At 68.0% G+C, this 23,960-nt stretch carries 17 protein-coding genes; 8 read left to right on the top strand and 9 right to left on the bottom strand.

Translation table 11 applies throughout. The features are described from left to right. Nucleotides 1-21: 21 nt before the first annotated feature. Nucleotides 22-798 (top strand): glucose 1-dehydrogenase, encoded by a 777-nt coding sequence (locus KU887_RS19445; protein WP_034202312.1) that lies wholly within the window; start codon nucleotides 22-24, stop codon nucleotides 796-798. A gap of 526 nt (nucleotides 799-1,324) precedes the next feature. After that, complete coding sequence (locus KU887_RS19440; protein ID WP_060211138.1) at nucleotides 1,325-3,190, top strand: phosphoenolpyruvate carboxykinase (GTP); 1,866 nt, start codon at nucleotides 1,325-1,327, stop codon at nucleotides 3,188-3,190. A gap of 97 nt (nucleotides 3,191-3,287) precedes the next feature. Here the strand turns inward: KU887_RS19440 and KU887_RS19435 are convergent, their stop codons facing one another. Next, a complete protein-coding gene (locus KU887_RS19435) occupies nucleotides 3,288-4,196 on the bottom strand; it encodes an NAD(P)-dependent oxidoreductase (RefSeq protein ID WP_258257299.1) in 909 nt (302 codons plus the stop codon). Nucleotides 4,197-4,379: 183 nt separating this feature from the next. Beyond that, entirely contained in the window at nucleotides 4,380-4,796 is a 417-nt protein-coding gene (locus KU887_RS19430; protein WP_059722764.1) for a nuclear transport factor 2 family protein, read from the bottom strand. Nucleotides 4,797-5,256: 460 nt separating this feature from the next. On the opposite strand from KU887_RS19430, the gene KU887_RS19425 reads away from it, so the two are divergent. Both KU887_RS19425 and KU887_RS19420 read left to right on the top strand, forming a co-directional pair. Beyond that, nucleotides 5,257-5,466, top strand: a complete 210-nt coding sequence (locus KU887_RS19425; protein ID WP_006483048.1) for a hypothetical protein — start codon at nucleotides 5,257-5,259, stop codon at nucleotides 5,464-5,466. 264 nt (nucleotides 5,467-5,730) lie between these two features. Next, nucleotides 5,731-7,227: an FAD-dependent oxidoreductase gene (locus KU887_RS19420; RefSeq protein ID WP_060211136.1), complete on the top strand. Its 1,497-nt coding sequence runs from the start codon at nucleotides 5,731-5,733 to the stop codon at nucleotides 7,225-7,227. Between the two features lie 84 nt (nucleotides 7,228-7,311). Here the strand turns inward: KU887_RS19420 and KU887_RS19415 are convergent, their stop codons facing one another. Beyond that, complete coding sequence (locus KU887_RS19415) at nucleotides 7,312-8,976, bottom strand: acid phosphatase (protein ID WP_006483058.1); 1,665 nt, start codon at nucleotides 8,974-8,976, stop codon at nucleotides 7,312-7,314. Nucleotides 8,977-9,447: 471 nt separating this feature from the next. Between KU887_RS19415 and ftsH the strand changes: the two genes are divergently transcribed. Next, nucleotides 9,448-11,424 (top strand): ATP-dependent zinc metalloprotease FtsH, encoded by a 1,977-nt coding sequence (gene ftsH, locus KU887_RS19410; RefSeq protein WP_125331871.1) that lies wholly within the window; start codon nucleotides 9,448-9,450, stop codon nucleotides 11,422-11,424. Between the two features lie 259 nt (nucleotides 11,425-11,683). Here ftsH and otsA read toward each other — a convergent pair whose 3' ends face one another. Together otsA and KU887_RS19400 are read right to left on the bottom strand one after the other, a co-directional pair. Beyond that, the gene (gene otsA, locus KU887_RS19405) at nucleotides 11,684-13,090 is read right to left on the bottom strand and encodes an alpha,alpha-trehalose-phosphate synthase (UDP-forming) (RefSeq protein ID WP_006483013.1); all 1,407 of its coding nucleotides are present in this window, start codon (nucleotides 13,088-13,090) and stop codon (nucleotides 11,684-11,686) included. 641 nt (nucleotides 13,091-13,731) lie between these two features. Next, on the bottom strand, nucleotides 13,732-15,351 hold the full coding sequence (locus tag KU887_RS19400) for a methyl-accepting chemotaxis protein (protein WP_258257287.1): 1,620 nt from the start codon (nucleotides 15,349-15,351) through the stop codon (nucleotides 13,732-13,734). A gap of 44 nt (nucleotides 15,352-15,395) precedes the next feature. Here KU887_RS19400 and KU887_RS19395 point away from each other — a divergent pair, with 44 nt between their 5' ends. Beyond that, nucleotides 15,396-15,638, top strand: a complete 243-nt coding sequence (locus KU887_RS19395) for a hypothetical protein (RefSeq protein WP_143280901.1) — start codon at nucleotides 15,396-15,398, stop codon at nucleotides 15,636-15,638. A gap of 180 nt (nucleotides 15,639-15,818) precedes the next feature. Here the strand turns inward: KU887_RS19395 and KU887_RS19390 are convergent, their stop codons facing one another. Beyond that, nucleotides 15,819-17,903, bottom strand: coding sequence for a TonB-dependent receptor (locus KU887_RS19390; RefSeq protein WP_230204626.1), 2,085 nt, complete (start codon nucleotides 17,901-17,903; stop codon nucleotides 15,819-15,821). Nucleotides 17,904-18,315: 412 nt separating this feature from the next. Here KU887_RS19390 and adhP point away from each other — a divergent pair, with 412 nt between their 5' ends. Continuing rightward, on the top strand, nucleotides 18,316-19,344 hold the full coding sequence (adhP, locus tag KU887_RS19385; protein WP_006483046.1) for an alcohol dehydrogenase AdhP: 1,029 nt from the start codon (nucleotides 18,316-18,318) through the stop codon (nucleotides 19,342-19,344). A gap of 70 nt (nucleotides 19,345-19,414) precedes the next feature. Here the strand turns inward: adhP and KU887_RS19380 are convergent, their stop codons facing one another. The 3 genes from KU887_RS19380 to KU887_RS19370 all read right to left on the bottom strand — a co-directional run bounded on the left by KU887_RS19380 (nucleotide 19,415) and on the right by KU887_RS19370 (nucleotide 22,657). Beyond that, the gene (locus tag KU887_RS19380; protein ID WP_006483052.1) at nucleotides 19,415-20,860 is read right to left on the bottom strand and encodes a sialidase family protein; all 1,446 of its coding nucleotides are present in this window, start codon (nucleotides 20,858-20,860) and stop codon (nucleotides 19,415-19,417) included. A 451-nt stretch (nucleotides 20,861-21,311) separates the two neighbouring features. Next, the gene (locus KU887_RS19375; RefSeq protein ID WP_006483055.1) at nucleotides 21,312-21,743 is read right to left on the bottom strand and encodes a MarR family winged helix-turn-helix transcriptional regulator; all 432 of its coding nucleotides are present in this window, start codon (nucleotides 21,741-21,743) and stop codon (nucleotides 21,312-21,314) included. Then, entirely contained in the window at nucleotides 21,740-22,657 is a 918-nt protein-coding gene (locus KU887_RS19370; protein WP_048985433.1) for a serine aminopeptidase domain-containing protein, read from the bottom strand. The genes KU887_RS19375 and KU887_RS19370 overlap by 4 nt, the downstream gene beginning before the upstream one ends. 297 nt (nucleotides 22,658-22,954) lie before the next feature. Between KU887_RS19370 and KU887_RS19365 the strand changes: the two genes are divergently transcribed. Continuing rightward, a complete protein-coding gene (locus KU887_RS19365) occupies nucleotides 22,955-23,923 on the top strand; it encodes an ABC transporter substrate-binding protein (RefSeq protein WP_006494828.1) in 969 nt (322 codons plus the stop codon). The last annotated feature ends 37 nt before the right edge of the window (nucleotides 23,924-23,960 follow it).

Here is a 23,960-nt window from a genome sequence, read left to right as displayed (position 1 = left end):
CCGGAATCGAGAGAGGACGACATGGGTCGACTGGCAGGCAAGGTAGCGATCGTCACGGGCGGCGCGCGCGGCATGGGCGCCGCGACGTGCAGGCTGTTCGTCGAAGAGGGCGCTCGCGTGGTGATCGGCGACGTGCTCGACGCGGAAGGCGAAGCGCTCGCGCGCGAACTCGGCGACGCGGCGCGCTTCGTGCGGCTCGACGTGGCCGACGAAGCGAGCTGGGCGCGCGTGGCCGAGGCGGCCGTCGAGCAGTTCGGCCGCATCGACGTGCTCGTCAACAACGCGGCCGTGCTGACGTTCGGCGGCATCACCGAGCTGTCGAAACGCGATTTCGAGCGGGCGGTGTCGATCAATCTGGTCGGCACGTTCGTCGGCATCCGCACGATCGCGCCGCGCATGATCGCGCAGCAGAGCGGATCGATCGTCAACATCTCGTCGGTGGACGGGCTGCGCGGCGTGAATGCGCTGGCCGCGTACGTGTCGAGCAAATGGGGGGTGCGTGGGTTGACGAAGGTCGCCGCGCTCGAGCTCGGTCACCAGGGTGTGCGCGTGAATTCCGTCCACCCGGGCGGCGTGAACACCGCGATGTCGAACCCGACCGGCGCGCCGCTCGAGGAAATCAACCGGCACTATGCGAACGTGCCGCTGCAGCGCGTCGGTTTGCCCGACGAGATCGCACGCGCGACGCTGTTCCTCGCGAGCGACGAAGCGTCGTACTGTAACGGTGCGGAACTGGCCGTCGACGGCGGGATGGCGGCGGGCGCGTATTACCCCGGATTGCCTGGCGCACCGTTTTGAGCGGGGACGTGTGGCGGGCATTCAAACAGGATGTTTGTGTACGCAACCTAATTCAGGGTTTGCCTGAGTAGCGAAAACGCGAATTCGCGCGGCGCGCGTTTGCGTCGCGAGTACGCGCGAGCGGCAGGGTGAAATTGCCGCTCGTGCGAAACCCTTGCGGGGCGGCCGTCGCGGCCGTTTCGTCCCCAAAGCCCGCGCGACCACGCCTGTAAAAAGGACCTGTCTGCAACGCGCATGCCGGCGCGCCGTCACAGTTGTTTCTTGTTGCAACGCAACGCCCGCCCAATAACGGCGATGGTATGCTGGCCGGCATGGAGTTGTATGGCAGGTTGCTTGCATGGCGAAACTCGCGTTCGCACCCTCTAACGAGACTTCACCTTCTCTCGCACGCATCGCGGCATCGACGCGCGCTCCGCTCGCGCGTCCCGTCCTGCGCGCCGCATCCTCCTGCGCTCCGCACGCATTCCCCATCTCGCGGGCTCGCCCCGCATCCCCCATCCCCGCCCAATAATCTGGAGACATCCCCATGTCGCAAAACACCATGGCCGAAGCGACACACGGCCCGCTGATCGCTCCGCCGGCTTTCGTCAAACATCGCAAGCTGATCGACTGGGTATCGCGTATCGCGGCACTCACGGAGCCCGAGCGCGTCGTGTGGTGTGACGGCTCGCAGGAAGAATACGATGCGCTGTGCCAGGCGATGGTCGATCAAGGCACGCTCAAGCGCCTGAACCCGGCGAAGCGCCCGAATTCGTATCTCGCGCAATCCGACCCGTCGGACGTCGCGCGCGTCGAGGATCGTACGTTCATCTGCGCGGCCTCGCGCGACGACGTCGGCCCGACCAACAACTGGATCGAGCCCGCCGAAATGCGCGAGACGCTCAACGGGTTGTTCCGCGGCTCGATGCGCGGCCGCACGCTGTACGTCGTGCCGTTCTCGATGGGCCCGCTCGGTTCGCCGATCGCGCACGTCGGCGTCGAACTGTCCGACAGCCCGTACGTCGCGGTGAACATGCGGATCATGACGCGCATGGGGCGCGACGTGTACGACGTGCTCGGCGAGGACGGCGATTTCGTGCCGTGCGTGCACAGCGTCGGCCATCCGCTCGAAGCCGGCCAGCAGGACGTGCCGTGGCCGTGCAACCCGGTCAAGTACATCGTGCATTTTCCGGAAACGCGCGAGATCTGGAGCTTCGGCTCGGGCTACGGCGGCAACGCGCTGCTCGGCAAGAAGTGCTTCGCACTGCGCATCGCGTCGACGATGGGCCGCGATCAGGGCTGGCTCGCCGAACACATGCTGATCCTCGGCGTGACGTCGCCGGCCGGCAAGAAGTATCACGTCGCGGCCGCGTTCCCGTCCGCGTGCGGCAAGACCAACTTCGCGATGCTGATCCCGCCGCAGGGCTTCGACGGCTGGAAGGTCACGACGATCGGCGACGACATCGCGTGGCTGAAGCCGGGCCGCGACGGCCGCCTGTATGCGATCAACCCGGAAGCCGGATTCTTCGGCGTGGCGCCGGGCACGGGCGTGAAGACCAATCCGAACGCGATCGCCACGCTCAAGGAAAACGTGATTTTCACGAACGTCGCGCTGACGGAAGACGGCGACGTATGGTGGGAAGGGCTGACCGACACGCCGCCCGCGAAGCTGACCGACTGGCAGGGCAATCCGTGGACGCCCGACATAGCCAAGGAAACCGGCCGCAAGGCCGCGCACCCGAACTCGCGCTTCACGGCGCCGGCCGCGCAGTGCCCGTCGATCGACGACGACTGGGAAAACCCGGCCGGCGTACCGATCGACGCATTCATCTTCGGTGGCCGCCGCTCGACGACGGTACCGCTCGTCACCGAGGCGCGCGACTGGGTCGAAGGCGTGTACATGGCCGCGACGATGGGTTCCGAGACGACCGCGGCAGCCGTCGGCCAGCAGGGCATCGTGCGCCGCGATCCGTTCGCGATGCTGCCGTTCTGCGGCTACAACGTCAGCGATTATTTCGCGCACTGGCTCAAACTCGGCAAGCAGCTCGAAGCCGCCGGCGCGAAGCTGCCGAAGATCTATTGCGTGAACTGGTTCCGCAAGGATGCGAACGGCAAGTTCGTGTGGCCGGGCTTCGGCGAGAACATGCGCGTGCTGAAGTGGATGCTCGATCGTCTCGAAGGCACCGGCGGTGGCGGCGAGCATGCGTTCGGCGTGTCGCCTGCGTATGAAGACCTGCACTGGGACGGCCTCGATTTCACGCGCGATCAGTTCGATGCGGTGACGTCGATGAACGCCGACGAATGGCGCGAGGAGCTGAAGCTGCATGCGGCGCTGTTCGAGACGCTGAAGCTGCGCTTGCCGGCTGAAATGACCGACACGATGAAGAAGATCGAGCAGCGTATCGGCGGCTGACGCGGTACGCATCGTTATCGACCCTGACGTCCCGCCGCCGGTGTTTGTTGCCGGCGGCGGGACGTTTTCGTATCCACGCCGTGCTTGACCCGTTCGCTCACCGCGCGCTGCAATGCGCGACGACTTCGTCGACCGCGCGCTGTACGTCGCCGCGCCGGTAGCGCAGCAGTGCGATATCCGCCGGATCGGGCTCGTACGACACGATGTTGCCACGCCCCGTGTAGATCGCGATGTCGGGCAGCAGCGGATGCTCCTGGTCGAGCGACGGCACGTCGCGCGGGTTGCCGGCCGCGCGGAAGAACGCGGCGAAGTAGTCGGCGAAGCTCAGGTTCTCGTCGCCGACGAGATAGGCCTTGCCGGCCTCGCCACGCTGCAGCGCGCCCCAGATCGCTTCCGACAGCGATTGCGTCGAGATGAAGTTGCTGCCGCCGGCCGGCCCGTACACCGGCAGTCCCGCCAACTGGCCCTTCGCATACCCCGTGTACGCGGCGAACATCTCGTTGCGCAACCCCGGCACCGACCCGACGACGAACGGCGCATTGACGCTGCACACCGCGAACGACGGCGTCGCGAGCGCGCGCACGCGTTCGTCGGCGAGATGGCGCGAGCGGACGTACGGCACGGTGTCGACGAGCGCCGGCGCGACCTGCGGGTAGAAGCTGCCGACCAGCACCGCGCGCTTCACGCCCGCATCGCGTGCGAGTGCGAAGAAACGCGGCACCGCATCGACGTTCGCGCGTTCCCAGTGCGCGGCTTCGTCGGTGCCGGGCGGCAGATGGCGGATGTCGTTGCCGGCCGCGAACACGACCGCGTCGAACGGCGCGAGATCGTCGCGCGTGAAATTGCCGGCCACGTAGTCGCGTTGCAGCACGTCGAACTGCGCGAGCGCGCTGCCGGCCGCGGCCGGCTTGCGTGCGGCGAGCGTCACGTGATTGCCTTGCGCGTGCAGATGCAACGCGGCGTGGCCGCCGATGAGGCCCGTGCCGCCGACGATCAGGCTCTTCATGGTGTCTCCGGTGGCGGCGCAAGGGCGCCGCGTGAAATGAACGGATGAAGCGGCAGGTGTGTCTGGCCGCTGCTCGGAAATCGAAGCCGTTGCCCGCGACGCATGGCAGTGGGTCTAGAAGCCGTTCGGGTCGCGATACCCGCTGACTGCCGCGAGTGAGTCACCGTCGACGTCCCGCATCGTTCAGCCTTCCAGCGGCAGATCCTGCGACCAGTCGACGTGCAGCGTGCGCGCGGCGAAGCGCCACGTGCCGCCGTCGAACACGCAGCGGTCGCGATAGCGCAGCCCCCAGTCGAGCTTGCGCTTCACGCCGTCGCGCACGTACACGTGGCATGCGACGCCGTAGGTCTCGACATCGGCCTCGCCGCCGTCGAGCGTGACGAGCTGGTTGTGCACGTGATGCTGGGTCGCGTCGTAACGCTCGATCACGCGCATGCCGGCGACGATCGCGTCGCGGTCGTCGAAGCGGAAGCCGGGGCCGGCCAGCGTGGCGTCGGCGGTGAAGAGGGCGGTGAGGCGAGGCCAGTCGCGCCGGTCGACGGCCTGGGCGTAGCGGCACGCAAGCTCGTACAGCGCGTGGCGCGAATGCGAATCGGTCATGCAGTGCTCCCGTGGAAGAACGGAAAGAGTCGGTCGCGTCGCGTATGCGAACGCGGCGGCATTGCGACGTCGATGCGCAGGTTCGCACTGGACCGTTCGACCTTCATCACCCATACGGAGCAGGGCCGGGGTCGGGGAAAACACCGGGGACGGCCGGCGCGCGGCGTACGCGCGCGAGTCGATGGTGCGATGCGGTGACGAAGCAGGACATGCGTCTGACGATTGAAGCGACCGGTCGAGCAAGGCGTGTCACGTGATTGCCTGCCCCGCAGGCATGCGATGCCGTCGGTATCGATGCTGCGGCGCGACATGCGGCGCCCGGTCCGCTCAGCGTTTGCCCCTAGTCGAAACGGACGATGGCCGCCGGCCTGGCGCTGGCTACCGTGCAGTCATCCGGTGCGGCACGCGAGGCACGCCGGACACGAACCGCACCAGCGGCCAACCGGAGGGGACGACGATCATGAGACTGACGACTCGCAAGCTGTGCGTACTGGCGATGGGCACGTTCGCTGCCATGGCGATGGCGCGATACGGCGCGGACGAAGTCCCGTCGCCGCCGTATGCGGCCGGCATCCTGCAATGCCGCTCGGTCGATCCGAACGGGTTGCCGACCGGGTGCGTGCCGATCGATCCGTCGCACTTCGGTTTCGCCGCGCTGCGCGGCATGTGACGCCGGTGCGGGCTCGAACCGCGCAGGAAGGGCGCCATCGCGGCGCGATGGCGCGTGGACCGCTTTCGGCGAGCGCACGCGATACGACACGTGGCGTGTCGCATCAGGCAGCGTAGCCGGTCAGGTTTCATGTCGTCGGCGTTCCATCCGCGCGGCGCATGGGCTTCGTATCGACCACGCTGCTTCGCGTCAGGTCGTCCACGCGGGCGGCCATCGCCGCGTCCGCAGCATCCCGCAAATTTCCTCCACGCCGATCCATTCGTCATGTCATTCGACTATTCCCTGACCCATCCCCTGAACCTGCGCGACGTGCACCGCTGGGACGCCGACCACGACGTCGTGATCGTCGGCTTCGGCGCGGCCGGCGCGTGTGCCGCGATCGAGGCCGCGAGCGCCGGCGCGGACACGCTGATCGTCGAGCGCGCGTCGAGCTACGGCGGCACGAGCGCGCTGTCGGGCGGCGAGATCTACCTCGGCGGCAGCGGCGGCACGCCCGCGCAGCGGCAGGCCGGCTTCACCGACGACACCGAGGACCTGTATCGCTACCTGATGCTCGCGGGCGGCCGCGACGCGGACGACGCGAAGGTGCGCCTCTATGCGAACGAGAGCCTGGCGCACCACGACTGGCTCGTCGCGCAGGGTGTGACGTACAAGAACACGTTCATCGCCGAGCGGATCGTCGAACCGGAAACGGACGACTGCCTGATCTGGTCGGGCAGCGAGGAAGCCTGGCCGTTCAGCGAGGCCGCGAAGCCGTGCCCGCGCGGCCACACGCCGCAATGGCCGGGCTGGGGCGGCGGGCAACTGCTGATGCGCGTGCTGGCCGAGCGTGTCGCGGCGCTCGGCGTGGCCACGCGCTACGACACGCGCGCGGTGGCGCTGATCGTCGACGACGGCGGCGCGGTACGCGGCGTCGTGCTGCGCGCGTATGGCGACACGGTGTTCGTGCGTGCGCGCCGTGCGGTGATTCTGTGCGCGGGCGGTTTCGCGATGAACCGCGACATGGTGCGCCGGCATGCGCCGCAATTCCTGCGCTCGGACGAGCCGATCGGCAGCCCGGGCGACGACGGGTCGGGCATCCTGCTTGGCCAGAGCGCGGGCGGTGCGGCGATCCACATGGACGAGGGCTTCGTCAGCCTGCCGTTCTACGCGCCCGAAGCGCTGATCAAGGGCATTTTCGTGAACGCGCGCGGGCAGCGCTTCGTCAACGAGGACGGCTATCACGGCCGCACCGGCCACCATGCGTTCCATCAGGCCGACGATCGCATCTACCTGCTCGTCGATCACGCGACGTACCAGGAGCCGCCCGCCATCGCGCGAATCGGCATCGCGGCGGCCGGCGAAACCTGGGAGGAGGTCGAACGCGACCTGCGGATGCCGGCCGGCACGCTGACGGCGACCGTCGACGTCTACAACCGCCATGCGGCCGACGGCGTCGATCCGCTGTTCCACAAGGCGAAGCAGTGGCTGCAGCCGCTGATCGAGCCGCCGTTCGTCGCGCTCGATTGCCGGATCGACTACGCGTTCTATCCGCACTTCACGCTCGGTGGGCTCGATACGCTGCCCACCGGCCAGGTGCTCGATGCGACGCGTACGCCGGTGCCGGGGCTCTACGCAGCCGGTCGCACGACGTGCGGGCTGCCGCGCTGGGGCGCCGGATACAGTTCGGGGCTGTCATTGGCCGACGCGACGTTCTTCGGCCGGCAGGCCGGCCGTCATGCGGCGCAGGCCGTGCGCGACGCAGTGCGCAGCGCCGCGTAGCGCCGCCGGGCCTGAAACGAACGACGCCCCGGACCATTCATCGGATGGCCCGGGGCGTCGTCGTTTGCGGCGACCGGCTGGCGGTCAGCCGAGCTCGAGTGCGTTCGTCAGGTCGCCCGGCGGCGTCGCGCCGCGCGCGGCGAACGCGTTGTCGCGCAGGACCACGCCGTCGAGCGGCGCGAGCCCGTGCACGCGGCTGATGAAGCGCAGGATCGAGTTCGTGTCGTACAGCGTGTGATCGACGAAGCCCTTTTTCGCGAACGGCGAGATCACGAGCGCCGGAATCCGCGAGCCGGGGCCCCAGCGGTCGCCGACCGGCGGCGCGACGTGATCCCACCAGCCGCCGTTTTCGTCGTGCGTCATCACGATCACGGTGTTCTCCCATTGCGGGCCGCGCCGGATATGGTCGATCACGGTCGCGATGTGACGGTCGCCCGATTCGATGTCCGCATAGCCCGCGTGCATGTTCAGGTTGCCCTGCGGTTTGTAGAACGTGACGGCCGGCAGGCGGCCCGCGTCGATGTCGGCGATGAAGTGGTTGGTCGACGGCTCGTCGCCGAGCCCCGCGTCGCGCAGATGCTTGCGGCGCGCTTCGGTGCCCGGCGCGTAGTTCACGAAGTAGTTGAACGGCTGGTGGTGGTACTGGAAATCGGGCACCGTGCCCGTGTCGCGATGCTCGAGCGCGTACTGCCACGCGCCGCTGTACCACGCCCAGTCGATGTTCTTTTCCGACAGGCGATCGCCGATCGTCGCGTAGCCCTGCGGCGGCATCACGCGATGGTCGGCCGGGTCCGCATACGCGGCATTGCCCGGATCGGGCGGCGGCACGTAGCTCGGCTGGTACGGCGGGGCCATCGTGTTCACGCCGTAGCCGTCCGGCGTGAGCGGGCCGTCGACCGCGAATTTCGGCGGGCCGTCGAGCGCGGACGCGGGCGAATCGTCGGCGAGCTTCAGGCGCGTGCCGGCCGGATCGTCGCCTTCGACCTTCGACAGCAGCTTCGCCGCATGCGGATGCTTGTGCGCGTCCGGATACCGCGGCGGCTGCGCGGAAATCAGGAACATGTGGTTCATCCACGAACCGCCGAAGGCGGCCATGAAGAAGTTGTCGCACAGCGTGTATTGCCGTGCGAGATTCCACAGCCGCAGCGTGTCGGCCGAATTGCGGTAATGGCCCATCACGAGGCCGCCCGAATCGGCCCACGCGGCGAACTGGTTGTTGCGGCCGCCGGCGATCTGCATCTGGTTCTGGTAGAAGCGGTGCCACAGGTCGCGCGTGATCACGCCGTTCGGCAGCGGCTTGCCCTGCGCATCGGTAATCCGGAACGGCGCGTTCGGCAGCTTGTCGATGTCGCGCTCGGCGATCGCGTAGCGCTTGCCGTCCACTTCCTGCGCCTGCGGCACGAGCCCGCCCCAGATCTTCGGCAGCACCGGCAGCGGCGTCTTGCCGTCGCGGTCGAGCTGCTGCGCATGCTCGGGCCGCACTTCGCTCAGCGGATAACGGACACCCGGGAAATCGCCGTACAGGTTCGCGAAGCTGCGGTTTTCCGCATAGATCACGACGATGTGGCGCACGCGCTGGCGCAACGCCTCGTCGATGCGCAGGTCGGCGGCCGAACGCGGCGCGTTGCCCGCGGTGGTTTCGCAGCCGGCGAGCGCGACACCGGCGCCGAGCGCGGCGAGGCCGCCGAGTAAGCGGCGGCGGTCGGGATCGGCGGGAAGGTCGTCGGGGCGATCGGGGGTGTCGTTCACGTCGTGGGCTCCTCGGGTGGGCGGGTGGGCGGGTCGTTCGATGCGCGCCCGGCGGCCGCGCGGGCTGCGGCGAATGCGGCGCGGGATGCAACGGCCGGCATCGCGCGCGGCGGCACGATGCGACTGTCACAAAAATGTCATGAACGCGACTATAGCGCGGCAAGGGGGCGGATGAAAGCCGTTTGTCGGACGATTCGACGCTTGCGCCGCGAGCGCTGCGCGACGTCCACGCGCGAACTAGACTGGAATCAGGGGCGGCGCGTCGCGGCGCGCCGCCCGGGCGAGGATCGCCCGGCGACGCCGGCCCACGGGTTGCCGAGGCGGCATCGATGCGACGAACGACGCGAGACAGCGAGGCGACGATGACGTGGATGCATGGCGTTTTCGCATGGCTGCCGCGGCCGCGTACCGGTTGCGCGCGCGTGCCGGCGTGAGCGCACGCCGTGCAGCAGATACGGCCGGCCCGATGCCATGGACAGGAAATTCGACTACCCGGGATTGCTGATCGCGGCGGGCTTCTTCGTGCTGTTCGCCGCGCAGTTGCTGATGCTGCATCCGACGTCGACACCGATCGCATACAGCGATTTCCACCGGCTCGTCGCCGCGCGGCTGGTCGACGATCTCGAGGTCGGCCCCGCGTCGATCTCGGGCACGCTGAAGATGCCGCAGGCCGGCACGCTGCTGCCCGCGTCCGACGCCGCGGTCGTGCAGCAGGCCGGCACGCCGTGGCGCTTCACGACCAGCCGCGTGACCGACGAACACCTGATCGACACGCTGACCGCCGCCGGCATCCGCTATCACGGCACGCCCGACACCGGCTGGATCGCGTCGCTCGCATCGTGGCTGCTGCCGCTCATGCTGCTCGTGTTCGTGTGGAACATGATGCTGCGCAAGCGCGGCGGGCTGCAGGACTTCACCGGGATGGGCAAGAGCCGGGCGCGCGTGTACGTGCAGCAGGAAACCGGCATCACGTTCGACGACATCGCCGGCATCGACGAAGCGAAGGCCGAACTGCAGCAGCTCGTCGCGTTCCTGCGCAACCCCGATCGCTACCAGCGGCTCGGCGGCAAGATCCCGAAAGGCGTGCTCGTCGTCGGCGCGCCCGGCACCGGCAAGACACTGCTCGCGCGCGCGGTGGCCGGCGAGGCGGCCGTGCCGTTCTTCTCGATCAGCGGCTCGGCGTTCGTCGAGATGTTCGTCGGCGTGGGCGCCGCGCGCGTGCGCGACCTGTTCGAGCAGGCGCAGCAGAAGGCGCCGTGCATCGTGTTCGTCGACGAGCTCGATGCGCTCGGCAAGGTGCGCGGCGTCGGCCCGATGTCGGGCAACGACGAGCGCGAACAGACGCTCAATCAATTGCTGGTCGAGATGGACGGCTTCCAGGCCGGCTCCGGCGTGATCATCATGGCCGCGACCAACCGGCCCGAGATCCTCGATCCCGCGCTGCTGCGGCCGGGCCGTTTCGATCGCCACATCGCGATCGACCGGCCCGACGTGAACGGCCGCCGCCAGATCCTCGGCGTGCACGTGAAGCGCGTGAAGCTCGCGGCCGACGTCGATCTCGGCGAGCTTGCGTCGCGCACGCCGGGCTTCGTCGGCGCCGATCTCGCGAACGTCGTCAACGAGGCCGCGCTGCATGCGGCCGAACTTGGCAAGCCGGCGATCGGCATGGCCGATTTCGACGAAGCGATCGACCGCGCGCTGACGGGCCTCGAGCGCAAGAGCCGCGTGATGAACGAGCAGGAGAAGCTGACGATCGCATATCACGAAGCCGGCCACGCGCTCGTCGCGGAAAGCCGCGCGCATTGCGACCCGGTGAAGAAGGTGTCGATCATTCCGCGCGGCGTCGCCGCACTCGGCTACACGCAGCAGGTGCCGACCGAGGATCGCTACGTCCTGCGGCGCAGCGAGTTGCTCGACCGGATCGATGCGCTGCTCGGCGGGCGCGTGGCGGAAGAACTCGTGTTCGGCGATGTGTCGACCGGCGCGCAGAACGACCTCGAACGCGCGACCGCGATGGCGCGCCACATGGTCATGCAATACGGAATGAGCGAGAAGATCGGGCTCGCGACGTTCGACGACGGCGACGCGCGCCAGGGCATGCCGGGCGCATGGCATGGCGCCGACGGACGCTGCAGCGAGCATACCGCGCGCATGATCGACGACGAGGTGCGCACGCTGCTGACCGATGCGCATGTGCGCGTCGCGGCGACGCTCGGCGAACGGCGCGACGCGCTCGAACGCATCGCGCGACGGCTGCTGCAATGCGAGGTGCTCGAACGCGACGCGCTGCAGGCGCTGATCGACGGGCGCATCGAACCGTCGTCGGCCACGTCGGCGTCGCCCGGTGACGATGCCGGCGCGCGCGGCGGCGCGATCGAAACGGAGCAGGCGTCGGCGGTCGAGCGCGATTTCGTCGCGTACGGCCGGCCGCACGAACCCGATCGCTGAAGCCGCCCGGTGGAGTTTGCGCTGGAGCGGCGGCACGTCGATCCGCAGCCGGACACCGCGCATGTCGATGTCGATATGGTGCGGAACGAAGCGGGCAGGGTGCGCGTGGGCGCGATGGCCGTGCGCCGGTCGGTCGGCCGGACCTGGGCCGGCCTCGCGGCCGCGACGCGCGCGCATCCCGATTTCGGTCGACGCGTGCGATGCAAACGGCGTCGTGCTCGAATGCGCGACGACCGGCGCGTGAGCGCGCGTCAGCGCGTCAGGATTCGGCCGCGGCCGCCACTTCGGCCGCTTCGGTGAGCGCTTCGAGAAAGCGCGTGCGCCACCAGTGCACGTCGGTCTTGCGCATGATCGCCATTAGCGCCGCGTGACGCTGGCGGCGCTCTTCGAGCGGCATCGTGAGCGCGCGCTGGATCGCCTGCGCGGTGCCCTGCGTGTCGTACGGATTGACGAGCAGCGCCGACTTCAGTTGCTCGGCCGCGCCCGCGAAACGCGACAGCACGAGCACGCCCGGGTCGGCCGCGTCCTGCGCGGCGAGGAACTCTTTCGCGACGAGGTTCATCCCGTCCCGCAGCGGCGTGACGAGCGCGACCCGGCTTGCGCGGTAGAGGCCCGGCAGGCGCTTGCGCGCGACGGTGCGGTGGATGTAGCGCATCGGCATCCATTCGAGCTCGCCGTAGTCGCCGTTGATCGCGCCGCACAGGCTGTCCATCTCGCGCCGCAGGTCGTCGTACGCGCCGAGATCCTCGCGGCTCGGCGCGGCGATCTGGATCAGCGTCGCGCGGTCGCGGTTCTCCGGATACTGTTCGAGCAGCTGGCGGAACGCATGCACGCGCTGCGGCAGCCCTTTCGTGTAATCGAGCCGGTCGACGCCGACCAGCAACTGGCGGCGCGAATATTCATCGCGCATCCGCTCGAACATGTCGAGGCCGTCGCGATCGCGCGCGAGCGACTCGAACTCGTCGACGTTGATGCCGATCGGGAACGCGCCGGCCGACAGCGTGCGGCCGAACGCGCGCAGCCGGCCGTCCGGCAACCGCGCCGCGCCGGCTTCCGCCTCGACGTAATGCTCGAAGTGCAGCAGATCCGATTCGGTCTGGAAGCCGACGAGGTCATACGCGAACAGCGAGCGCATCAGCCATTCGTGTTCCGGGATCGCGGCCATGATCGGCGGCGGCGGCATCGGGATGTGCAGGAAGAAGCCGATCGGATTCGTGCACCCCATCGCGCGCAGCTCGGCGGCGAGCGGAATCAGCTGGTAGTCGTGCACCCAGATGACGTCGTCGGGCCGCAGCAGCGTGCTCAGCTTGCGCGCGAACAGCTGGTTCACGCGCCGGTAACCGTCGGCGAAGCGTCGATCGAACTGCGCGAGGTCGAGCCGATAGTGAAACACCGGCCACAGCACGTTGTTCGAGTAGCCGAGGTAGTAAGCGTCGTAATCCTGCGGATCGAGATCGATCGTCGCGAGCTGGATGCCGCCGACGTTCTGGATCTGCACGTCGTCGCCACGCGCGGCCTGATCGTCGCCGCCGCGTAGCCTGCCGCTCCAGCCGAACCAGACGCCGCCGGTTTCCTGCAGGCTGTCCTTCACGGCGACGGCGAGGCCGCCGGCCGCGGCTTTACGGGGATCTGCGATGCGATTGGATACGACGACGAGTCGGCTCACCAGCTCTCCTGACGATTGTTGGGGGAAGGTTCGTGCGGCCAAGGCGCGAGAGGCAGACGCCGCCATCGGCGCGCGCTGCGCGATACGATGGGGCCGCATGGCGATCGGACGGGAGTCAGGGCATGCGATTCGCCGTCCGGTCGAGAAGTGCTTTTTTTAGGATACTCGTCATTCGTGCGTTTTAAAAGTCTGTGTCGACGGACGAGGTGGACCCCCCTGTCGCGCGGTATCGGTGACGACGGCGCGGCAACGCGCGATGCGGGAGCGGGACCGAAACTTGCGCACGGCTGCGGACGCAATGTGTGCAAGGCCAGGCGGCGCGTGGCGCGCATGGCGGGCGATTTTGTCGGCGATCCATGTGCGCGCATGACGGCACGCGAATCGGCGGCACTGACCTTCGATGCGGAATGCGGCTGTGCTGCGCGGCGTGTCGGCCTACACGCGCGCGTGCCGGAAACGCGTCGCACGCAGTGGCGATGTGTGTCGCCATGCATGCGTACTTCCGGACGCGTTATCGGGTGACGACGACGCGCTGCCGCATCGCGTGCCACGCGTGGCCGCGCATCGTCCGGTGCGCGCCAGCGCGGCGCACGCGCACAAGCGAAACAGCGTGCGCATCGCCGTCTCGTTCGCGACCGCCGTTACGCGGCAGCCGGCTGCCAGTGACGCGGGCCGGCTTCCTGCGCATGCGCGCCGGGCGACGCGCGATGTGCGCCGGACGGCATTCGGAACGCGGCGACCGTTTCGGACAACTCGCGGCCCTGCGCCTCGAGCGACTTCGACGCGGCCGCCGCCTGCTCGACGAGCGCCGCGTTCTGCTGCGTCGTCTCGTCCATCTGCGTGATCGTCAGGTTCACCTGGTCGATGCCGCGGCTCTGCTCGGCCGACGCGGCCGCGATCTCGCCCATGATGTCCGTCACGCGCGCCACGGCCTGCGTGACGTCGGACATCGTCTTGCCGGCTTCGCCCGCGAGCGCCGAGCCGTCGCGGATCGTCTGTACCGACGCGGTGATCAGTTCCTTGATTTCCTTGGCCGCCGTCGACGAGCGCTGCGCGAGATTGCGCACCTCGCTCGCGACGACCGCGAAGCCGCGGCCCTGTTCGCCCGCGCGCGCGGCTTCGACCGCCGCGTTGAGCGCGAGGATGTTGGTCTGGAACGCGATGCCTTCGATGATGCCCGTGATGTCGGCGATCTTCGACGAGCTGTGGCCGATCTCCGTCATCGTGTCGACCACGCGGCCGACCACCGAGCTGCCGCGGTGCGCGACGTCCGACGCATTCGCGGCGAGCGTGCTTGCCTGTTGCGCGTTTTCCGCGTTCAGGCGTACCGTCGACGTGAACTCCTCCATCGTCGCCGCGGTTTCCTGCAGCGACGCAGCCTGTTCCTCGGTGCGCTGGCTCAGGTCGAGGTTGCCCGACGCAATCTCGCTGACCGCGTGCGCGATGCTGTTCGACGAGTCGCGTACGCGGCCGACGATGCCGATCAGCCGTTCGTTCATCGTCCGCAGCGCGTCGAGCAGGTCGCGCGTTTCGTCGTTGCCGCGCACCTCGATGCGGCTGCCGAGATCGCCGTTCGCCACCGTGCGCGCGACGTCCACGGCCGCGCTGATCGGCACCGTGATCTTGCGGGTCAGCCACAGGCCGCCGCAGGCCGCGATCGCGACGGCGATCAGGCAGATGCCGGCCAGCAGGTTGCGCTCGACCGTGTAGCGATCCGCGAAGGCCTGCGCGATCTCGGTTTCGCGTTCGTGCGTATAAGTCGCATAGGCGTCGGTCGCCCGCACCAGTTGCGCGAGCAACGGGCGGCAATTGTCGTCGATATCGGCGGTTGCCTCGTCCTTCTTGCCGGCCTGCACGAGCCCGACGATGCGCAGTGCAACGGGCCCGTAGCGGGTTTCGATGCGCACGATGTCGGCCACCAGTTCGCGTGCGCGATCGGAGGTGTCGGTCGCGTACGCCATGAGCTCCTTGAGCTTCGCGAGATGGTCCTGCACGTCCTTGTGCGCGCGGTTCACCTCGGCCAGCTCGGCCTCGACGTCGGCCGGCCGGGTGACGAGCACGAGGTTGCGCGCGGCGATCGCGCGCCGGTCGACCGCGGTGCGGATGTGCGCGGACAGGTTCGCCCGTGCGTTGATGCCGTTCATGTAGCGTGAAAACTCGGCGTTCGTGTCGGACAGTGCCTTGAGAGCCATGCCCGACACGATCACGACGACCGCGGCGAGCAGGCCGAAGCCGCCGAGGAGTTTCGTTTTGATGCTCATTCTGGCGATTTTCACGTTTGGGCCCCCGTGCGTGTGGTTGGCAAATGGAATTTATTAGTTCGACCAGATACGGGCTCGTGCCGGCTTTAACGGGTATTCGCGATGATTCTTTACCCTTCGAAAACCCTGATATTCGCTTTTCGAGTGATGAAATCCTTGTCGCTCGGGCATTCTTGATCCCGATCAATAAGCTGCCGGGAGGGCATTTATTCAATGCGTTATGCGGGGGATTTGAAACCGGTTTTACTGATAAAACAAAAACCATCTTCTTTATAATAATTGTCTGATGATTTCTTTCTGATTTACCGGTGAATAACGGAATTTCGTTGCGGATGAATTGGGGTGCGATCCGGCGTGCGTTTCAATGCGAAACGATGCGATCGATTGACGGATAAATGGAAAGGCGCGGGCGGTTCGGGGGCGCGCCGGCAAAAGGCTCGCGGCGGGCGCCGCGAGCCGTGCGAGGGTCAGAACGTGGTGCGCAATCCGGCCATCACGCTGCGGCCGCCTTGCGGGGCGAAGCCGCGCACGACCGACGTCGAGTAGCGAATTTCCTGGTTCGTCAGGTTGTCGCCGCGCAGGTACGCGAGCCAGTGCGTCGGGCCGACGCGGAACTTGTACGTCAGCATCACGCCGAGCGACGTATAGCCGTCCGTCGAGAAGTCGTCGTCGGGCACGCGATGCTGCGACCACGCATGCGTGACCTGCGCGCGCGCGCCGAACGGGCCGTAACCGTAGTCGGCCGCGAGCGTCGCGCGCAGCGGCGCGATGCGCGGCAGCGGCTGGCCCGTGTCGACGTTGCGCGCGTGCGTGTAGTCGGCCGTCAGTTCGAGATCGACCGTGTGGCCGCGCCGCGAGAATGCCCGCCACTTGCCGTCCAGCTCGATGCCGTAGAACTCCGCGCGCACGCCGCGGTAGATCGCCTCGTTGAGCGAGCCGTCGGTGCCGGGCGCGACCGGTTCGCCGTCGTCGTCCACGACGCGGCCGGTGTTGTACTCGGTCAGGTAGTTCGAGAAGCGGTTGTAGAACACGCCGACGCTGCCGCGGTTCGGCCCGCTCGCATAGCGCAGGGACAGGTCGGTCGACACGGCCTTTTCCTTCGACGCGTTCGGGTTGCCGATCAGGAACTGGCCGGTCGCATCGTGCGGGCCGTTCGAATACAACTCGTAGAAGGTCGGCGCGCGTTCGGTGTAGGCGACGTTCGCCGCGATCGACCAGACCGGCGTCAGTGTGAACAGCGCGCCGGCCGACAGGCTGCCCGCGTTGAAGTCGCGCGGCTGCGCGCCCGCGAATTTCTCGACGCCGGCCGGATCGGGATCGACCTTCACATGCTCGAAGCGGCCGCCGAGGCTCAGCTTCAGCGCCGGGACCACCTGCCATTCCTCGAGGCCGAACAGCGCGACGCTGTTGGTGCGCGTGGACGGCACGAGCATTTCGTCGCCGAGCGCCGAGAACGTGTTCTGGCCGAACTGCACGCCGATCGCGCCTTCGAACGGCCCGATCTTGCGATGGCGCGCCTCGATGCGCGCCTCGTAGCCGCGATTGCGGAAGGTGGTCGCCGTCTCGCCGTTGTCGATTTCCTTGTGACGGTAGTCGGTGTACGCGAAATCGAATTTCAGCGTCGTGAACGGCCCGCTCAGGTTGCGCACCTCGGAGGCGAGCGCGAGGCGTTCCTGACGCATCCGCAGCCGCACGTCGCTTTCCGCGACCGAGCCATAGTTCGATTCGTAGCCGCTGTACGACAGGCCTGCGAAACCGTCCGCCCACGTGTACGACGCGCCGACCGCACCGCCGTGCACGCGGCCGTCGCTGTTCGGCACGTTGCCTTCCGGTTGCGGCGTGTCGGGACCGTCGATCGCGCGTTGCTGGCTGCTGCGCGCGTAGCCGGGAATCCGCAGCTTGCTCGTTTCGCGATCGAACGCGTCGACGTGGAATGCGAAGCGGCCGTTGCCGCCTTCGACCTGCGCGGCGCCGGCACGCACGGAATTCGCGCCGCCGTAGCGCGCGTCGAGCGCGCCGGTCACCCCCTGGATCGCTTCGCGCGGAATCCGGTTGTCGATCGTGTTGACCACGCCGCCCACCGCGTTGCCGCCGTACAACAGCGCGGCCGGCCCGCGCACGATTTCGACGCGCTCGATCGACAGCGGATCCTGCGGCACCGCATGGTCGTACGACAGCGACGACGCGTCATAGGCCGCGACGCCGTTCTGCAGCAGCCGGATCCGGTCGCCGTCCATCCCGCGGATGATCGGCCGGCCGACCATCGGCCCGTAGGTGGTGGTCGACACGCCGGGCAGCCCGTTGAGCGTTTCGCCGAGCGAATCGGCCTGGCGGCGTGTCAGTGCATCGCCGGAGAGCTGGACGGTCGGGGCGATCAGTTCGGTGTCGCCGAGCGGGTTCGCGGTCACGAAGATCGGTGCAAGCGGCGCGGATGGGTTGGCGGGCGTGCCGGACGCGCCCGGTGCATCGGTCTGCGCGTGGGCGACGGCGGCGAACAGCATCAGCGACAGGGACGAGAGCGGGCGAAGCGGTAAGCGAGGGAGGTCGCGCATGGTCGGTGAATCGGTTGGAATCGGATCGGATAACGAGCGATGCGGGCCACCGCTGGATACGATATATTGTTGCGTCAATGACGCGCAATGACCCGTTGGAACATGGCTCGGCGAGGCTCGGCCACCGGGTCGGGACGGCGTCAGGCGGACGAGCACGCGAAATGATATGTTATATCATGTCAAATTCCAAGCCGAATGGCGGGATCTCGTCGGGTTTCCGTCGGAGCGGTGAAAGGGTGGCGCGAGCGGCGGGGCGGCGAGCGATCGACGGCTCGAGCTTTCACGTCGAACGATGCCGATCGTGGCGCGTCGGGTCGATTGCTGCATCCGTTCCGATGCGTTGACGCGTATCAACGTGCTCCGATTCCGGAACCGGATACTGGGTCGCTCATCGACCAGACAGGAGCGACGCATGACCCAGACCATGAAAGCAGCCGTGGTACACGCGTTCGGCGCGCCGTTGCGCATCGAGGAAGTGCCGATTCCGGCACCGGGGCCCGGCCAGATTCTCGTCAACATCAAGGCGTCGGGCGTTTGCCATACCGATCTGCACGCGGCCGACGGCGACTGGCCCGTCAAGCCGTCGCTGCCGTTCATCCCGGGCCATGAAGGCGTGGGGATCGTCGCGGCGGTCGGCGCGGGCGTCACGCACGTGCGCGAGGGCGATCGCGTCGGCGTGCCGTGGCTCTATACGGCCTGCGGCCATTGCGAGTACTGCTGCACGGGCTGGGAAACGCTCTGCCACGGTCAGCAGAACACCGGCTATTCGGTGAACGGCAGCTACGCGGAATACGTGCTGGCCGATCCCGACTACGTCGGCCAGTTGCCCGCGCAGGTCGCGTTCGACGAGATCGCGCCGATCCTGTGCGCGGGCGTCACGGTCTACAAGGGCATTCGCGTCACCGACACGCGCCCGGGCCAGTGGCTCGCGATTTCCGGCATCGGCGGCCTCGGGCACGTGGCCGTGCAGTATGCGCGGGCGATGGGCCTGCACGTCGCGGCCATCGACATTTCCCCCGACAAGCTCGCGCTGGCGCGGCAACTGGGCGCGCACCTGACGATCGACGCGTCGATCGACGACCCCGCAACAGTGATCCAGAAGGAAATCGGCGGCGCGCACGGCGTGCTCGTCACGGCCGTGTCGCGCAGCGCGTTCGCGCAGGCGCTCGGGATGGTCCGGCGCGGCGGCACGGTGGCGCTCAACGGTTTGCCGCCGGGCGATTTCCCGCTGCCGATCTTCTCGACCGTGCTGAACGGCATCACCGTGCGCGGGTCGATCGTCGGCACGCGGCGCGATCTGCAGGAATCGCTCGATTTCGCGGCGGACGGCCTGGTGCGCGCGCACATCCACCGCGACCGGCTCGGCAACATCAACGACGTATTCGCGAAGCTGCGGGAAGGGAAGGTCGACGGGCGCATCGTGCTGACCGACATGCATTGAGGCGCGGGACCTGCGCCCGCCGCCGCGCGACGCATGGCGGCGAGGCGGCGGCGAGATGGTCGGGCTCGCGTTACGGCGCGAAGAACACGTCGGTGCGGTTCGTCAGGTTGCCCGCGTTGGTCTGCACGAAGAACGGATGGAACGACGACGACGGAAGGACGTCGAGCCCCTGGTAGTCGCCGATGAAGAACCCTTCGGCATTGGGCGCGAGCTTCATGTCGAACGGGCCGCCGACGCGCCGCTCGTCGGCGAACGTGGCGCCGCCGTCGTGCGAGATCTTGCGCCAGAAGCCGGTCGGCAGCGTCGTCGTGTTGCCGGCCTGCAGGTCGCGGAAGTCGTAGTGCGTGACCATCACCGCACCCGTGTTGTCGACGCGCACCGACGGATTGAACGCCGGGCGTCCGGTCGGCGTGTTCACCTGTTGCGGCGCGCTCCAGGTCGCGCCGCCGTCCTTCGACGTCGATAGCGCGATCTCGTCGTATGCGCCGCCGTTGAAGCGGCTGTCCTGCCACACGACATAGAGTTGCCCGGATGCGGGATCGATCGCGGGTTCCGGAATGATGTCGCCGGTGCGCACGGGTTCGCCGGTGTTCGGATCCGTGACGCCGACCGTCTGCAGTCCGGCGATCACCTGCGGCTTGGTCCACGTCGCACCGTCGTCGGTCGACTTGATGAACGCGACCTTGCCGGCCGCCTTGCTGAACGGCGGCTGGATCAGGTCGAAGAAATCGTAGAGCGTGCCGCTCTTCGGATCGACGACGATCTGGTTGCCGATCGTCTGCTGGCGCGACGGCACGTCGACGATGACCTTCGCGGCGCTCCACGTCTTGCCGCCGTCGGTCGTCTTCGAGAACAGCGTCGGCCCGCGGTACGCCTTCGTGTGCAGGTTCGCGTACGGATTGCCGTTCGGCAGCTCGAGACGGTCCCATACCGCGTACGCGGTGCCGGCCTTCACCGGGTTGGCGGTCACCGATTCCTTGTCGTTGAAGAACTGCGTCGTCGGTTCGTCGTTCGCGATCAGCACGGCCGGGCTGCTCCACGTTTGCCCACCATCGGTCGAGACCGACGCGCCGACCGCGTTGGCGTTGTTCGACTGGTTGAACGAGATCGATACCGAATAAGCGGTGCCGTCCGGCCCGAACGATACCCACGGATCGGACGCGCGCTCGTATTTCAGCCCGCCCGGCGCGCATGCGCTGAACGGCTGCGGCGTGCGCGCCCAGGTCGCGCCGGCGTCGAACGTGTAGCCGGCGACGAGCCCGTGGGCGCCGCCGTTCGACCAGCGGTCCTGCTGCCACACGCCGATCATGTTGTTCGGGTTCGCTGGGTTGACCGCGAGCCACGGTTCGACTTCTGCATTCACGTAGTTGGTGCCCGGGCCGCCGATGGTGCACGCGGCGAACGGGCTGGGGCCGGAGACGACGACGGGTTCGGCGTGCGCCGCGGCAGCGGCGGCCAGCGCCATCGCGGCGGACAGGCGGGTGACAAGCGGATGGGACACGATCATGCGTCGCATGGACGACTCCTCGGTGAGGGGCGAATGCGATGGCGGGGGCACGACGAGACAACGCGAGCCGAGGCGCGGCAATCATGCCGCGTGTCGTTGCGTGCCGTTCAGCATGCCGTTTCAGTCATCGCAATCCGCGTGCGCTGGATGCCGCCAGCGCTTCGGTTAAGACTCCTCTTCTTTTCATTGCTTGTCGGGTGTGTCTGCGATGTCGACCCGACGGGAAAGCCAGTCCGGGCATGCGACGAATGTGTCGAAGTGGATTGCAATGTAGGCGATTCGAATGCCGCGCGACAGGCGGTTTTTTGTAACAGGACGTAGCCGGAAAGCGTTGCCGAAAGCACGCATCGGGCCCGCAAGTTTTGCCGTTGCGCGGCATGAAAATCGAATCGAAAACGCGAATCGCAATCGCTTGCGATTGATGCGCGCGCACGCCGGCCGCGCGCGCGTGAAGCGCGGTTCAGCGCTCCGCCGGAAAGCGCTCCTGCAACGCATGCAGCCAGCGCGCGACGACGTCGAGTTCGTCGTCGGAAAACCCGTCGCACAGCTTGCCGTTGAGTTCGCGCAGCAGCACGCGCGCACGCTTGAGTGCCGCGTGGCCGTCGTCGGTCAGGTACAGCCGCGTCGCGCGGCCGTCGTCCGAATCGGCATGACGCGTGATGAGGCCGGCTTTCGCCATCCGGTCGGCGAGGCCCGTCATCGCGGACGGCGCAAGTTGCAGCGTCGCGCCGACTTCGCCGATCAGCGCGCCGTCCTGTTTCGCGAGACAGAACAGCACGCCGGCCTGCGCGGCGCTCGCGCGCGTCTCGGTTTCGGCCTTGCGGTCGATCCAGCGCTGCACGCGCCGCTGGCCGATGTTCAACATGAAAAACAGTCGTCGGTCTTCGCTCAAGCTGGGTTCCCGGCTGCAATGGAAAGGGAGGGACGGCCCGTGGCGCGCGGCGTGTCGAGCGCCTGCGCGAGCCAGTCGGCGACGTCGGGCCACAGCACGGTGCCGGGCCGGCTGCGAAAGAAGCCCATGTGCCCGACCGGGCCGCTGCCCGCCGCACGCGGATCGATCTGGCGGCGTTCGACCTTCGCGCGGGTCAGATAGCTTACCAGCAGGCCGATCGCGGCCGGATTCGCCCACGGATCGTCGTCGAAGCCGAGCGCGAGGATCGGCAACTGCTGCTTCGAGAAGCGCTCGGCCGCGCCGAGCGTCGGATCGTCGAAGAAGTAGTGCGGCAGCGTCGTCCAGCGGCTCCATTCGCGGAACACGCCGGCCGGCAGATCCTCGCCGAGCCCGAGCCGCTTGCCGGGCACGTAGCCGAGCAGCGCGGACGTCAGCGGGCCGAGCACGCGCAGGATCAGCCGCACCTTCACGCGTTCGGCCGCCTGCGCGATCAGCCGCGTGCTGCCCGCATGCGCGGCGACGAGCACGGCCGCGCGCAGATGCGTCGTCGCGCCGGACAGCCCGATCGCGTGTCCGCCGACGCTGTGGCCGACCGCCAGCAACGGCAGCCCTTCATGCGCGTGCCGGGCCCACGCGGTCGCGGCGCCCACGTCGAGCTCCATCCAGTCGCGCATGCGGGCCTGCAGCGTGCGCAGCCGCGCGGGCCGCGATGCGCCGATGCCGCGATAGTTGTAGGTCAGCGCCGCGAAACCGCGCTCGGTCAGGAAGCGCGCGAAGCCCGCATACAGCCGCTCGGGCACGGCCGTCGCCGGATGGATCAGGACCAGCGCGCGCGGCGGCGCGTCCGGCGACCACAGCGTGCCGTGCAGTACGTAGCCGTCGGCGGCGGAAAAATCGATGGGTTCGGAGGTCATGGCCGTCCTCGCTCGGGCAGTTATTTCGTATGCGAAATATAGTCGGGAATGTGTTTCGCGTGCGAAATATCTATCGAGGAATCGTTCGAACTTCACGCGGCGGCGGCCGGCGGCGAAGCGGTGGCCGCACGCGCGTGCTTCATAAAATATTTGCATCTTTGCATAGAAGAATATTGCGTTTGTGTCATGAAGTGGATCGACGTATCTTCACCGGTTCCATCCGTTCCGCCGGCGGTCGCGCACGGCGGACCAAGGGCGTCGCCGTCGCGCGGCCGCCCGCCAACCTTCCGGGAGATCATGTTGCTGAGCCGAATCGTCACGGCGCTCTTGCTGGCGCTTGCCGCGCAGCCGGGCATCGCCAAGGACACCGTCACGCTGCGCGTCGGTGAACAGAACTACTTCAACATCCAGGCATCGATGGAAGCGTCCGGCGTGCTGAAGGACCTGCCTTACACGATCGAATGGAAGCACTTCCAGGCCGCCGCGCCGGTCGCCGAAAGCCTGAACGGCAACGCGATCGACCTCGGCTTCCTCGGCGATTCCGCGCTGCTCACGCTGGCCGCGCGCGGCGCGCCGGTCAAGGTCGTCGCGGTGTCGCGGCAGAGCCTCGACGGCGTCGCGATCCTCGTGCCGAAAAACTCGCCGGTGCGCACCGTGGCCGACCTGCAGGGCAAGACCATCGCGGTATGGCGCGGCGCCTGGAGCCAGCAACTCGTGCTGCGCGCGCTCGAACACGCGGGCCTGCGCGCCGATTCGGTGAAGTACGCGTACCTGATGCCGATCGACGCGACCAACGCGCTCGCGAACGGTTCGGTCGATGCGGTGTCGCTGTGGGAGCCGTTCGTCAGCACGCTGGCGTTACGGCAGGGCGCGCGGCCCGTGACGACCGCGCAGGGGCTGATGCCGGCGCTGAGCTTCGTCGCCGCGAACGAGCAGGCCGCCTCGGGCAAGCGCGCGGAGATCACCGATTTCCTGCGGCGCGTGGTGGCCGCACGCCAGTGGGTCGACAGCCATCCGCGCGAGTACGCGGACCTGTGGGCGAAACGCGCGAATCTCGAACCCGACGTCGCGTATCGCTGGCTCAACAATGCTCGGCAGCGCGTCGGCCCGGTCGACGAGACGGCCGCGAAGGACGCGCAGAACACGGCCGACTTCCTGCACAAGTCCGGCGTGATTCCGGCCGCGTACGACACGTCGAAGCTGCTCGACCGCTCGTATGCGGGCGCGTTCGCGGCGCCTGCGCAGAAGACCGCCGCCGCGCAGTGACCGTGCGGCCCGCTGCACGATTCCCGCGCTTCCCGAT

This window comes from Burkholderia sp. EMB26, from assembly GCF_024730645.1.
GTDB lineage: Bacteria > Pseudomonadota > Gammaproteobacteria > Burkholderiales > Burkholderiaceae > Burkholderia > Burkholderia cenocepacia.
Note: the sequence above shows the minus strand (reverse complement) of the source record. Positions and strands in the feature narration are given on the sequence as shown.

What these genes read in the sequence shown, in the direction of transcription:
- adhP (WP_006483046.1), top strand. Translation starts at nt 18,316, where the DNA reads ATGACCCAGACCATGAAAGCAGCCGTGGTACACGCGTTCGGCGCGCCG.
- KU887_RS19400 (WP_258257287.1), bottom strand. Translation starts at nt 15,351, where the DNA reads ATGAGCATCAAAACGAAACTCCTCGGCGGCTTCGGCCTGCTCGCCGCG.
- KU887_RS19395 (WP_143280901.1), top strand. Translation starts at nt 15,396, where the DNA reads ATGGAATTTATTAGTTCGACCAGATACGGGCTCGTGCCGGCTTTAACG.
- KU887_RS19390 (WP_230204626.1), bottom strand. Translation starts at nt 17,903, where the DNA reads ATGCGCGACCTCCCTCGCTTACCGCTTCGCCCGCTCTCGTCCCTGTCG.
- ftsH (WP_125331871.1), top strand. Translation starts at nt 9,448, where the DNA reads ATGGACAGGAAATTCGACTACCCGGGATTGCTGATCGCGGCGGGCTTC.
- KU887_RS19370 (WP_048985433.1), bottom strand. Translation starts at nt 22,657, where the DNA reads ATGACCTCCGAACCCATCGATTTTTCCGCCGCCGACGGCTACGTACTG.
- KU887_RS19380 (WP_006483052.1), bottom strand. Translation starts at nt 20,860, where the DNA reads ATGCGACGCATGATCGTGTCCCATCCGCTTGTCACCCGCCTGTCCGCC.
- KU887_RS19440 (WP_060211138.1), top strand. Translation starts at nt 1,325, where the DNA reads ATGTCGCAAAACACCATGGCCGAAGCGACACACGGCCCGCTGATCGCT.
- KU887_RS19435 (WP_258257299.1), bottom strand. Translation starts at nt 4,196, where the DNA reads ATGAAGAGCCTGATCGTCGGCGGCACGGGCCTCATCGGCGGCCACGCC.
- KU887_RS19365 (WP_006494828.1), top strand. Translation starts at nt 22,955, where the DNA reads ATGTTGCTGAGCCGAATCGTCACGGCGCTCTTGCTGGCGCTTGCCGCG.
- KU887_RS19445 (WP_034202312.1), top strand. Translation starts at nt 22, where the DNA reads ATGGGTCGACTGGCAGGCAAGGTAGCGATCGTCACGGGCGGCGCGCGC.
- KU887_RS19420 (WP_060211136.1), top strand. Translation starts at nt 5,731, where the DNA reads ATGTCATTCGACTATTCCCTGACCCATCCCCTGAACCTGCGCGACGTG.
- KU887_RS19425 (WP_006483048.1), top strand. Translation starts at nt 5,257, where the DNA reads ATGAGACTGACGACTCGCAAGCTGTGCGTACTGGCGATGGGCACGTTC.
- KU887_RS19430 (WP_059722764.1), bottom strand. Translation starts at nt 4,796, where the DNA reads ATGACCGATTCGCATTCGCGCCACGCGCTGTACGAGCTTGCGTGCCGC.